The 12665-nt window shown below is 64.2% G+C and carries 8 protein-coding genes; 6 read left to right on the top strand and 2 right to left on the bottom strand.

The genetic code is table 11. The features are described from left to right. Together VIG32_02940 and VIG32_02935 are read right to left on the bottom strand one after the other, a co-directional pair. A partial coding sequence (locus VIG32_02940) for a fatty acid desaturase (protein ID HEY8296962.1) occupies window positions 1–797 on the bottom strand: 797 nt, incomplete at its 3' end. Window positions 798–961: 164 nt separating this feature from the next. Further along, window positions 962–1555 carry a response regulator transcription factor gene (locus VIG32_02935; GenBank protein ID HEY8296961.1) on the bottom strand — a complete coding sequence of 198 codons (594 nt, stop codon included), beginning with the start codon at window positions 1553–1555 and terminating at the stop codon, window positions 962–964. Between the two features lie 199 nt (window positions 1556–1754). On the opposite strand from VIG32_02935, the gene VIG32_02930 reads away from it, so the two are divergent. The 6 genes from VIG32_02930 to VIG32_02905 all read left to right on the top strand — a co-directional run bounded on the left by VIG32_02930 (window position 1755) and on the right by VIG32_02905 (window position 12600). Next, a complete protein-coding gene (locus VIG32_02930) occupies window positions 1755–4628 on the top strand; it encodes a BTAD domain-containing putative transcriptional regulator (protein ID HEY8296960.1) in 2874 nt (957 codons plus the stop codon). A gap of 3 nt (window positions 4629–4631) precedes the next feature. Next, window positions 4632–5186 carry a hypothetical protein gene (locus tag VIG32_02925; protein ID HEY8296959.1) on the top strand — a complete coding sequence of 185 codons (555 nt, stop codon included), beginning with the start codon at window positions 4632–4634 and terminating at the stop codon, window positions 5184–5186. Window positions 5187–5221: 35 nt separating this feature from the next. Beyond that, window positions 5222–8314, top strand: a complete 3093-nt coding sequence (locus VIG32_02920; protein ID HEY8296958.1) for a hypothetical protein — start codon at window positions 5222–5224, stop codon at window positions 8312–8314. A 46-nt stretch (window positions 8315–8360) separates the two neighbouring features. Next, complete coding sequence (locus tag VIG32_02915; protein HEY8296957.1) at window positions 8361–8687, top strand: antibiotic biosynthesis monooxygenase; 327 nt, start codon at window positions 8361–8363, stop codon at window positions 8685–8687. Window positions 8688–8744: 57 nt separating this feature from the next. After that, a complete protein-coding gene (locus VIG32_02910; protein HEY8296956.1) occupies window positions 8745–11387 on the top strand; it encodes a LuxR C-terminal-related transcriptional regulator in 2643 nt (880 codons plus the stop codon). A 229-nt stretch (window positions 11388–11616) separates the two neighbouring features. Beyond that, entirely contained in the window at window positions 11617–12600 is a 984-nt protein-coding gene (locus VIG32_02905) for an HD-GYP domain-containing protein (GenBank protein ID HEY8296955.1), read from the top strand. Window positions 12601–12665 lie beyond the last annotated feature (65 nt).

The following is a 12665-nucleotide window of genomic DNA, read 5'->3' as shown; positions in this document are numbered from 1 at the left end:
ACGCGGACTTTGTCGGCGAGACGCATGGCGCGCATCGCTTTGATGAACCACCAGGTCGTGTCGAGTTCGTACCAGGCTAGGCCGTGGCGTGCCGAGTACGGGAACGCGTGGTGATTGTTGTGCCAGCCTTCGCCGAAGGAGAGCAGCGCGACCCACCAGGAGTTGGTGGAACGGTCCGTCGTCTTGTACGAGCGATAGCCGACCGAATGCGCGGCGCTGTTGACCAGCCACGTCGTGTGGTAGCTGAAGACCAGGCGCACGAAGACGCCCCAGATTACGAACGGCCAGCCGCCCATCAAGAAGAGCGCGAGCCCGAGCGCGATCTGCATCGGAAGATGAATGTAGGCGAGTGCGCGATAGAACGGATCGGCAACCAGATCCGGCGCGTAGCGCTTGAAGTCTTCGGCGGTGGTCGGAACGCTGTCGTTCTTTCCGAAGATCCAGGTGATGTGCGCCCACGTCAAACCCTTTTGGGTCGAATGGGGATCGCCTTCGTTATCGGAGTGCGCGTGATGGATGCGATGGGTCGCAACCCACGTGATCGGATCGCCTTGAAGCGCGAGCGCGCCGAAGATCGCGGTCAGATACTCGAGCGGGCGCACCATGCGCAGGCTGCGATGCGTCAAACACCGGTGATAGTTCAGCGTTACACCGAACGCGCCGGTGATGTAGGCGATGATCGCGGCGGCGAGCACGGCCCACCAAGAGAAGAACATCGGCAAGAGCGCCAACAGGGCGCCGAGGTGAATAATGAGAAGACCGATACCGTTCGGCCAATTTGGACGAGCTTCGCGCATGTGCGGGACCTTCGGGGTCGCCTCCGAGAGTCCGCTCCTTCCTGTGATAAGAATCGGCCTATCGTTTTTTACGCGCAACCGATTGCTTGGTAAGCAAACAACAGCGCCCGGGATTTGAATCCGGGCGCTGTCGTTGCTGCACTAGGAGGTACGAGTGATTGCCGTTAGACGAGGCCCGCGCGGATCGCGTAGACCGCGACTTGCGTGCGTGCGGTCAGGTTCATCTTCGCCAAGATGTGCGAGATGTGGTTCTTCACGGTTTTGTCGCTCAGCGAGAGGCGCGTGCTGATCTCTTTGTTGGAGAGACCCTCGGCAACCAAGCGCACGACTTCGAGTTCGCGATCCGACAGCGTTGAGGTATCGTGGCTACCCGAGAGCGGTCCGCTCAGCGGGATCGCGGCCAGATGCCGGGGATGCTCGCTGCTGCCGCCTTGCGGACCCATACCCTTGACCGTATCGAGCATCGCGCCCACGCTCATGGAACGCAATTCGTCGAGCAGGGCGACCTTCGCGTTCGGGGCGACCCGCTGAAGGAAGGCGCGGGTGCCTGCGGCATCCGATGGGCGCCCGGCGGTATCGAGGACCACCACGTCGGGGCGCAGCTGCGCGATTGGGGCAGTGCCGATAGTCGGCGATTCGCCCAGCACGTTGAGATCGGGATCGAGCGCCAGCAGCTTCGAGAGCGCTTGCGAAACGAGGGGATCTTTGCCAATAACGAAGACCCGAGCTCCGTTAGAGATTTGCGGTAGAACGGTCATACTTCAGACTCCCGACTCTTTAGTACCTGGGATGTAGAAACTCGACCCGGTCACAAACGATGCGTGTCCCCGGGTCTCTGAATAGACTGTACCCGGCCTCGTTTTCATGGGTCTTACGGCCTAGACGACATCCCTTACAAAGTGCTTACACCGCCGGGAGGAGCTACCGGTACCCTTCGTGTTACACTAGCGGCTACAGATGCAAGAGCCCGCGAGCGCCGGTCACGTAGAGATCCGGCGGACTTCACTCTTGGAGCGGCTGGATAGAGTCCGGCCTAAGATCGTTGCGCTCATCGCTCCGGCCGGGTTCGGCAAATCCACCCTCGCGCGCCAATTAACCGAGGGGCGCGAAGGGTCCGCGGTTTGCGATACCGCCGGCATCACCGACGATCTGGACCTGGCGCGCCGCCTGTTGCCGGCGCTTGCCTTGGAGAATCCCGAACGTACCCAGTCGCTGACGCAACGCGAGCTGATGCTCGGCGACGTTGGTTCCAGCGTCGCCGAGCGCGTTAATCTGGCCCTTGAGGCGTGGAAGCTGCCGACCGGCGAAGCGACCTTCGTGTTCGAGAACGCCGAAGCGATCGCCAACAACGCAAGCGCCCGGGAGTTCCTTGCCCGGCTGCTCGGTCACAGACCCGCCGGGCGAACCGTCGTCCTCTGCACGCGCGAGTCGATGCGCGTCCACCTCACGCGATTCGCGCCGCCGCACGAAATCATGACGCTGCGCGCGGCCGATCTCGCCTTCGACGACCACGAAATGTCGCGCATCTTCGACGAGATCTCCGGCAATCCGATTACGATCGATCGCATTCGCGAAGTCTCCAAGGGCTGGCCGATCGCGGTCTTTCTCTTAAAGCGCTTCGCGAACGAAGGCCGCATCGAAAAACTCCTCGACAAGCTCGACGATATCGCGTTTGAAGAACTGCACGATTATCTCGCCGATCAGATCCTCACGTCGCTCGATCCACATCTGATCGAGGCGCTCTTCGCCTGCGCTGCGATTCCAAATGCGACCTCGAGCGATCTGCGTCTGGTGCTGGCGAGCGAACAGTCGATGCGGGCGCTGGTGGATTTTGCCAAAGAGTCGCCGTTCTTGGAGCGTTCGCCCGAGGGCGTCTACTCCGTCCATCCGCTGCTCAGCTCGCTCTTGCTCGAACACCGCGAGGAGCGCCGCGTCGAGCTGCTCGCCGGCGTCGCCGATGCCTACGTCACCGTCGGCGATTTCCAACGCGCGGCGGAGCTGCAACTGGCACGCGGCGATCGTTCGGCGGCGGCAAACGCCCTCGGACAGCATGAAGTGATGGCGGATCATACGCCGTCGATGCAATACGCGCGCGCGCTCTCGTCGCTCGATCGCACGCTCGTTCAGCAGTATCCGCGCCTCTGGGCCGTAACGGCGATGTATCGCGTCTTCTGCGTCGATACCGAAGAGCTCTTCGATGAAGCCGAAGCGCTCTGGCGTACGCTCTCGCCCGAAACGACGCCGATCGAACGCTATTACATCATCGCGATTCGCGTCCTTTTTATGAGTTATATCGGGCTGCTCGACGATGCCGAAGAGATTTTGGACCGGTTCGCGATCGAAAACGACGTGCCGGCCGAGCCGCGAGCGCCCATCCACGGCTACGTCACGTCGATCCGGGGCGTCTTGCGCGCGCGCAGCGGGCGGTTGACCGAGGCCGAGCGCGATCTCACCCTGGCCTTACCGTACGCGCAAGTTCAAGACATTATGCTTTCACGCACGCTCTCCGCGCTCGGCGCCGAAGTGGCGCGCGTGCGCGGCGAATTCCCCGTCGCTCGGCAGTTTATCGAGCGCGCACTCGGTACCGCGCGCTCCTCGGGGCTGCCCAATTACATCGCGCTCGAACTGGCCGAGGCCGCCTTCGGCGCGTGGTTCTCCGGCGAAGACGCACTGCTAACGCGCCACGGTGCCGAACTCGATGCGATTGTCGCCACCAACGGCGTGCGGGGTTTGGCGTATTTCGCCGCCGTCGCGCGCGGCCGCGCGGCCGAACCGAAGGACGCCGACCAGTTGCGCTGGGTGCTTTGCGGTCAGCTGATGGCCGCGGCGAGTGCGAAAGATTCGATGCAGGCGATCAAACATGCCAACTCCGCGCTCGCCGCCGCGGAGCAGTATCGCAGTCCGTTTCTGGAGGCTCTCGCGGCGACGGCCGTCGCGCTCTACGATGACGTGAATTTCGACGAGATGATGGGTCGCGCCGCCACCTGCGCGGCGCGCTGCGATTCGCTGCCTCTTCAAAGCGCGGTGCGCGCGATTGCCGAACGCCGCTCGCAATTCGGCATGCTCGACGCGTTCGTCGCGCGACTTCAGCGCGATCGCGTCGAGCGTATACCGATGCTTGAGATCGAACTCGCAACCGGCGCGGTGCGCAGTCTCGGGCGCGAGGTCACGCTCTCGGAACGCGAGGCGGCATTGCTCGTAGCCCTCGCGTTGCGGCGCGAAACGGTGCCGCGCGCGCGCATGGCCGATCTGCTCTGGCCCGATTTGGAAGAATACGCGGCGCGCAACGCGCTAAGCGTCTGTCTGCACCGCCTGCGCGCGCACCTGGGGAACGACAAGGCCATCCTGCGCTTGAGCGACGGCTATCGACTGCACGACGACGTGCGCGTCGATCTCTGGGAGTTCGATCGCATCGTGAGTGCGATTCGTTCGCGACCGGCGCTCGGCGAGGCCGAACGCGCCGTTCTTTGGGCGACGCATGCGAAATTGCGCTCGCAGCGTCCTTCGCGCATGGAGACGTGGGAGTGGTTCGAGCCGACCGAGCGTCATCTCGCGGAATTGCGGCTCGAGGTCGCACATCGGCTCGCGAGCGATTTGCTCAGCCACGGTGAATTGCGCAAGGCGCTCGAACTCGCGCTCGAGATGATCGAGTACGACGCCTGCGACGAATCGGCTCGCGAGATCGCGATCAGCGCGCTCCTGCAGAGCGGCGATCGCGCCGCCGCCATGCGGCACTACCGGCAGTATCGTGAAACGCTGCTGGCCGAACTGCAGTGCGAACCGTCGGACGCCATTAAAACGCTCGTCGGACTAGCCGGCAAGAAAGCCTAAGACGTGCTCCATCATCTGATCCTCGCGGCGGCCGTGCTCGTCTCGGCGGGCCACGAAGGCCGGCCGCAGAACTGCGCCCGCTTTCCGACGCATCACTGCAACCTAGGCGCCGCCGGCGAGCGAGCGTGGACGCCGATCGTGGCCGATGAAGCGACGCGCATCCTGCGCGCGCACGGCGTCTCGGTAGTGCGCAAACCGGCCGACTTCGCCGGCCGGTACGACGTGCAGGAAGCCGTCTTCATCCACTTCGACGGCAACGCCCATCCGTGCTCGACCGGCGCGTCGATCGGCTACCACCATCGCAGCGATGCATCGGCGGCGGCGGCCTGGCGCGCGTACTATTCGCGCTATTTCCCGTTTCGCTTTATGCCCGATAACTTCACGGTGGGATTGCGCGACTATTACGGCTTTCGCCAAGTCGACGCGAGCCGCGGAGCGCTGGTGCTCGAACTGGGCGAGATCGACTGTCCCGCGCAGCGCGCTTGGCTCGCTCCGCGGTTAAAATACGTCGGTGCGCTGTTGGCGCGATTCTTGATGGGGCGGCTCGCGCACGAATGAAATGGGTGAACCGGCTCGACGGCTAAAGGGCTCGCATGCTTCTCACGCTCGTCGCGCTTCTCATTGCCTCGCCGGCTCCGTCGCCCGCGCCCAAGCCGCTCGCGCAGATGCAGTGGCGCAACGTTGGGCCGGCAGTTTCGGGAGGCCGACTCGGCGCCGTGGCCGGTACCGACGCGGATCCCGCGCTCTACTATGTCGGCGCGGCGGGTGGAGGCGTTTGGAAGAGCACCGACGCTGGCCAGGCGTGGCAGCCGGTCTTCGACAAGCAAGACGTGAGTTCGATCGGTGCGATCGCGATCGATCCGCGCGACGCGGCCACGGTGTGGGTGGGAACGGGCGAAGGCAATCCGCGCAACGACGTTAGCCAAGGCGACGGCGTCTACCGAACGACCGACGGAGCGAAGAGTTGGCAGCGCGTGCTGCCCCTGCACGACGCGCTGATTTCGAAGATCATCGTCGATCCGCAAAACAGCAATACGGTGCTGGTCGCCGTACTCGGCGATCCGTTCGCCGATTCGGCCGATCGCGGCGTCTATCGCACCACCGACGGCGGCAAGACGTGGAGCAAAACGCTCTATCTCGGTCCCGGAAGCGGCGCGTCGGATCTGGCGAGTTCTGCGAAGACGCCGAACGTGGTGTATGCCGGAATGTGGGAGTATCGCCGAACGGGCTGGAGTCTCGAGAGCGGCGGCGCGCGCGACGGACTCTTTAAATCGACCGACGGCGGCGCGACGTGGACGCAGCTTAACGGTCACGGGCTGCCGACCGATGAAGAAGGGCGCGTCGGTCTCGCCGTCGCGCCGAGCAACCCCGATCGTGTGTACGCGCTCGTTCAATCCAAGCAAGGCCTGCTCTGGCGCAGCGACGACGGAGGCGCGAGTTGGACGATGGTCAACGACGACACCGTCATCGACGAACGCCCGTTCTACTTCAATCACGTGTTCGTGGATCCCAGCGATCAGAATCATCTCTGGTCGGTCTCGGTGCATCTCACCGTGAGCGACGACGGCGGCAAACATTTTCGCGAAACGGGCCGTGGGATCCACGGCGATCATCACGCGATGTGGCTGGCTGCGGGCGCGCATCGCATCATCGAAGGAAACGACGGCGGGGCGGCGTTTTCGCACGATAACGGCGCGACCTGGGAATGGCGCAACATCATACCGATCTCGCAGCTCTACCACATTGGATTCGATCGTCGCAACCCATACCGCATCTGCGCGCCGCTACAGGATAACGGCGTCTGGTGCGCGCCGAGCGACGGCCTCTCGGAACGCGGAATCAGCTCCAGTCAGTGGCACGATATGGGCGGCGGCGACGGAACGTGGGCGATTCCCGACCCGGCCGATCCGCACTATATCTGGAGTTCGAGCGGCGGCGGCAACTTCGCGGGCGAGATGGATCTGCTCGACACGCGCACCGGCGAATCGCGCACGGTCTCGCCCTACGTGCGCGATCAAAACGTCGTCGATCCAAAGAATTTGAAGTACCGCTTCAATTGGGAGACGCCGTTCGCGTTCGATCCGTTCGATCCGCACCGCGTATACGCCGGCGGCAACGTGCTCTTCACGTCGACCGATCGCGGCTACCGCTGGCGCGCGATCAGTCCCGACCTCACGCGCGATTACAAAGCGCACGAAGTCGTGACCGGCGGCATCACGCTCGACGGAACCGGTGCCGAGACGTCCGAGACGATTCTCTACATCGAACCCTCGCGCGCCGCCCGCGGCGAGATCTGGATCGGTACCGACGACGGACTGGTGCGGTTGACGCGCGACGGCGGCAAGCGTTGGCGCAACGTCACGCCGCGCGGCATTAAGCCGTTCGGGCGCTTCGCGAGCATCTCCGCAGCGCGGCACGATGCGGCCACCGCCTACGCCGTCTACGACCTGCACATGACCGGCGATCGCACGCCGCATCTGTTCGTGACGCACGACTACGGCGTGCGCTGGACCGACCTGGGCGGCAGCTTTCCGCGCGGCGAGCAAGTGCGCAGCGTGCGCGTCGATCCGCGCGATCCCAAACTGGTCTACGCGGGGCTGGAAAATAGCTTCTGGGCGTCGTTCGACGGCGGCGAGCACTGGCGCGACCTCAACCTGAATCTGCCGCCGGTTTCGGTGCGGGATATCGCGGTGCAGCCCGACCGCAACGATCTGATCGTGGCGACGCACGGTCGCGGTGCCTGGATTCTCGACGACGTAACGCCGCTGCAGCAATTGGACCGCGCGCGCGCGGCCGGCAGTTATCTCTTCCCGATTCGCACGTCGTACGAATGGAACGAACACACGTACTTCGGCACGCACACCGACGGCGCCAACCCGCCGGCGGGAGCGATCGTCACGTTCTATTTAAGCCGGCCGGCCGCCCACGGTCCGAGTGCGGAGATTGTCGACTCCGTCGGGCAAATCGTGCGGCACTTTAGTGCAAAAGCGCTCGGCAACCGCGCCGGACTCAATCGCTTCACGTGGGATCTCGCCGAAGACGCTCCGGTCGATTGGAACTTTACATCGCCCTGGAACGACGGCTACGAAAGCGGAGCGCCGGTCTTACCCGGCACGTACACCGTCCGCATCGAAGACGACGGACAAACGCTCACGCAGCCGCTCGTCGTGGCGCAGGATCCGCGCACGACGTATCGTTCCGCGCAACTGCGCGCGCACCGCGCGATCCTGCGCGAACTCTTCGGCGATTTCGATCGGGTCGACGCCGCGCTCAACACGCTCTCCACGATCTCAGACGAAGCGCCGTTGCGCGCGAAGGCGCTCGGCGCCTCAGGCAGCGCGCAACTCGCCGCGCAGGTTTCGGCCCTCGGCGCGGCATCGAAGGCCCTCTTGCTGACGATCACCTCGAACCCGATCAACGATCAGGACAACGACTTCCTGACCGACCTGCTTCGCGAGCGATTGCAAACGACGATCGATACGCTCGGTTCGTCGTATGCGCCCCCGAGCCAAGCTCAGCGCACCGAAGCCGGCGCGCTGCACGCGCTCACCGGCGATCGGATGGCCGCTTTCGCGCAGTTCGAGCGCGCTCGCGTTGCGCCGGTGGACGCGTTGCTGCACTCCGCCAAGCTGCCGCCGCTCACCCGGCTGACGCAAAAGCCGGTTTTGCCCCCGGACGGCCGATAGAGATAGTGAGGAAGAAGGGAAGGCGAGGCGGCCAAGGATGGTGGAAGTGTTCTATCGATATCGCGTTCATCCGGCGCAGGCCCGGGCCTTCGAACACGCTTATGGCCGCACGGGTCCCTGGGCGGCCCTCTTCGCGAAGCACCCGGCTTTTCGCCGCACCCGCCTCTTCCGCCATCGGGACGATCCCTCACTCTACGTGACGGTGGACGTCTGGGAAGATCGGGCCGGTTACGACGATTTCCGCGTGGCCCACACGCTCGACTACGGCCGGCTGGACCGCCAACTCGCGCTGCTCAAGATCGAGGAGCACTTGCTCGGATTTTACGAAGGAACCGGCGAGTACCGGGAGCCGCCCGATAACACCAAGGCTTAACCGTTCGCGGACCGCCGGGGCGGGTAGACCCTCGTCAGGCGAGGAACCTCACTCGCTATGATTCGGCCCGTAGCGGCCGACGGACGGATCGACGCCGGCGGTGCATTCACCCCGATCCGTCGTCCGCGAGTCGTAGATCGGATAGCGGCGGCTGCTTTGCAGCATGTCGTGCTTCTGGTCGCCCCGGCGGGATACGGCAAATCCGTCGCCGTTCGCCAGTATCTCGAGGGGTCGGGCGAGACGTTCGTGCGCTACGACGTCGGCGCGGAGCACGCGTCGCTGCTGGGCTTCGTTCGCGGTTTCGCCGACGCCCTGCGCGAGATTGCGCCGGACGTTCGCCAGACGGTTTCGGGTGCCTACGAAAAGAGCCGGGCGTCGCGGACGCCGGGTGCCGATCTCGCGATGTGGATGCACGCGCACATCAAAACGTTTGGCGGTCTCATTGCAATCGACGATCTCCACGTTACGGAAAACGATCCGGAGGTCACGAAGTTCCTCGCGGCGCTCGTCGAGCGCACCAAGGGCCGCGCCCGCTGGCTTATCGCCTCGCGCTCGTCGCTCGACCTCCCGGTCGCATCGTGGCTGGCCTACGGCGAGATGGATCTCACGATCGACGAAGAGGACCTGAAGTTTACGTTTGATGAAGCGCGTCACGCCGCGCGCGCGTCGCTCGTCGGCGTACGCGACGACGAACTCAGCGAAATTCTCACGATGACCGACGGCTGGCCGACCGCCTTGGGCTTTGCCCTGCGTACGTCGATTCGCTCGGTCGATCTACGGAACATTGCGGCCACGACGCGCGAGATGATTTATCGGTATCTCGCGGAGCAAGTCTACAAGGCGTTGACTGCGGAAGAACGCGAGTTTCTGCACTTCGCCGCAAACCTGCCCGAGATCGATCTCGAGGTAGTGCGCGCCGCCGGATACGAAAAAGGCAAGGCCCTCGTCGAGGCGCTGCGCGATCGCGTCTCGTTCATTTACGCGGACCGTCCCGGCGTCTACCGGTGTCACGATCTCTTCCGCGACTTCTTGCAGCATCAGCTCGAACTCGAAGGCGATGCGGCCGTCCGCGCGCTCAACGCCCGCGCGGCGCGAGCGCTTGAGGCCACCGGTCGCCTCGCGGCGGCGCTCGGCTTGTATGCGAAGGGGCGTTCGGGCGCCGAGGCTCTGCCAATATTGGAGCGCGACGGGTTCGCCTTGATGGAGCAGGCTCACGGCGACGTCGTGGTCGCGGCTATCGAAGCACTGCCGCAAGACGTGCGCGCCAAGAATTCGATCGTTCTCGGGCTGCGCGCGCTCGGCGAGGTCGATGTCGGGCGGCTCGATCGGGCGGAATCGCTCTTCGAGCGCGCGATCTCCAAGACCACCGAACCCGCGCGCATTGCGGCACTGGCGATTCGGTACGCCCTCGTGCTGGTCAATCAGGGAAAGAATCCGGCGCCGCTGCTCGCGCCCCTTCTGGAAAGCGGCGCGCTCGATTCGTCGACGGTCGGTGAGATGTCGGCGATCCTGGCAGGCGCCTACGCATTTCTCGGTCCTCAAAGCGAAGTTGACGCCTGCGTGAAGCGGGCAGAGGCGGCACTAGCGACGATCGACGCCGACGACGTGCGCGCGAAGATCCTCCAGCGGTTGGGGTTCGCGTTCTCGTACATGGGCGAACTCGATCTCGCGCGCGGCTGCGAGGAGCGCGCCGCCGAATTGGCGATCGAACTCGGGCTCTTCAGTCTGGCGGGGCGCGCGTACAGCATCCTGATGAACGTGGCTTCGAGCGAGGTCGACGCACCGCGCGAACTCTGGTACGCGCAGCAAACCGTTACGCTTGCGACCAAATCCGGCGATCGCAGCACGCTGCAGGTCGCGCTCCTGCAGATGCTCGAGTTCGAGACGCGCCGCGCCAACTGGGAGCGTGTGGATGCAATCGGCAAGCAACTCTCGGCAGTAACCACCACCGACGCCCTGCGGTCGGCAGCGTTTGTCGAGGCGAATGCTATGAACAGCGCGGCTCACGGCCGCTTCGATGAGGCGTACCGAGCGCTATTGCCGGTGCTCGACCGCGTGCATTTCGCTCGCGACAGGTTCCTCAATATGTCGCTGGCGGCACTCTCAGCCGTCGCCACGGGCGAGCGCGCGGAAGGCTTGCGCCTCGTTGCAGCGACCGTCCCCTTGCTGGACGATCACGGGGGCACGACGCGCGCCTCCCTGCTCGTTGTGGAGATCAGCCGCGCATTGTGCGCCGTTGCCGAAGCTTTGGCCGGCCGCGCTACCGTCGCCGCGAAGATCCTCAGCCGGCGTGCGGCGTCGAATCTCGCAATCGGGCAATGCGTCCACGAACTCGCGCACTCCGTGCTGCGCGCTCTCAAAGCTCCGGAGGCCTGCGAGGACTTGCGCGCCCACGTTGAGACCCTTCAATCACTGGGTTACGGCTGCGTGGGGCGGATCGTGGAGGCTGCTTTCGAGAAATTGAACCCGCTAGCGGCCGGGAGTGCTCCGGCCATTTTGACACCTTCGGAATTGGCGATACTGCGAGGATTGGCGGACGGCAAGAGCCCCAAAGAGCTGGCGATCGAGACGGATCGCAGCGTCTTCACGATTCAGACCCACATCCAGAATGCGATCGCGAAGCTCGGCTGCAGCGGTCGCAACGAGGCCCTCGTCGCAGCCCGTAAGAATGGCCTCTTGGCCGGGGGGCCGGTCCAGTAGGTCCCAGCGTCCGTGCCAAACGGCCTAATCACTTTTCAGTATGTGCGCCAAGGACGGCTCCGAGTAACCTGGGTTAAAAGAACCCGCTGCTTTTCTGGAGCCTACATATGACTTTCCTGATTCTCGCCGCCATCGTCATCGCCGCAGGTACCGTCGGCGGAAACATGGGCTAGCGCCCGCGACTATCAAAAACTTCAACAGTAGAAACCCTCTCATGCAAGAACGGAACATGGACGTCCGTACCCTTCCCGGCGCTGCGTCCGCCCTTTCGACCGATCTGGGGCGTTTGACGAAGGCCGCTGTCGAGCATCTCCACGATCCTTCACTCGTCGGTGATACCGCCTTAGAGGGGTCGATCGAGGTATTACTCGACCGGCTATGCCTCTCGATTCAGCTTTCGAAGGCCGTCGGTCTGGTGAGCTGGGCCGAGCGCGAGGGAGAGCGGCTCGGCCGGGGCCGTACGACCGAACTCGTTTCCGCCGCCGCCCAAGCAATCGCGAACGGTGCCAATGGCTTCCGAATCGATCACGGCCGTCTACTGGCTTTTCTGGAAGTGCTCAAATCGGAGATCGACAACGCCCTGGCGACCCTCGACGGGTCACCGGTCGTCGCGCCGAAAACCTACGCCGAGAGCACCGAAGCGCTGCTGGCCGTTCTCGGCGAACGCGATTCGGCAACGTGTTGCCACTCCAAGGCGACGGGCGAATGGGCCCGCCGGCTCGCGACCTCGATGGGGTTGCCGGAGGATGCGACCGCCTTTATCGAGCTCTGCGGCGTGTTGCACGATATCGGCAAGATTTCCACGCCCGACGAGATTCTCTTTAAGCGAACCACGCTGAGCGAGCCCGAATGGGATGTGATGCGCGAGCACGCCGCCGCGGGCCAGCGCGTGCTCGACCGTATCCCGTCGCTGCGCAAATGTTCGATGGTCGTTCGCGCTCATCACGAGCGCTGGGACGGCGCCGGATATCCAGACCGCCTCGCGGCCAAGGCGATTCCGTTCGAGGCGCGCATCGTTGCCGTTGCCGACGCCTTTCATGCGATGATTAGCGACCGCCCATATCGCAAAGCAATGTCGCCGAGATTGGCGCTCGAGACGCTACGGGCCGGAGCGGGCTCACAATGGGATCCGGAGATCGTCGATGTGATGCTCGGCTTATTCACGACCGTTCGCAAGCCACGGCGCTTGGCGGACCGGGTTTCCTCCGCGTAAATTCGCGTAGGATAAGTCCACATACTCGGGTTGTGGGCAAGGCGCGTCGCAAGACGCGCCTTTTT

The sequence above is a fragment of the Candidatus Baltobacteraceae bacterium genome (assembly GCA_036559195.1).
GTDB lineage: Bacteria > Vulcanimicrobiota > Vulcanimicrobiia > Vulcanimicrobiales > Vulcanimicrobiaceae > JALYTZ01.
This window is presented reverse-complemented; position numbering and strand designations above follow the sequence as displayed.

Coding starts and splice junctions, on each gene's coding strand:
- VIG32_02935 (HEY8296961.1), bottom strand. CDS start 1,555: ATGACCGTTCTACCGCAAATCTCTAACGGAGCTCGGGTCTTCGTTATT.
- VIG32_02930 (HEY8296960.1), top strand. CDS start 1,755: ATGCAAGAGCCCGCGAGCGCCGGTCACGTAGAGATCCGGCGGACTTCA.
- VIG32_02920 (HEY8296958.1), top strand. CDS start 5,222: ATGCTTCTCACGCTCGTCGCGCTTCTCATTGCCTCGCCGGCTCCGTCG.
- VIG32_02910 (HEY8296956.1), top strand. CDS start 8,745: ATGATTCGGCCCGTAGCGGCCGACGGACGGATCGACGCCGGCGGTGCA.
- VIG32_02905 (HEY8296955.1), top strand. CDS start 11,617: ATGGACGTCCGTACCCTTCCCGGCGCTGCGTCCGCCCTTTCGACCGAT.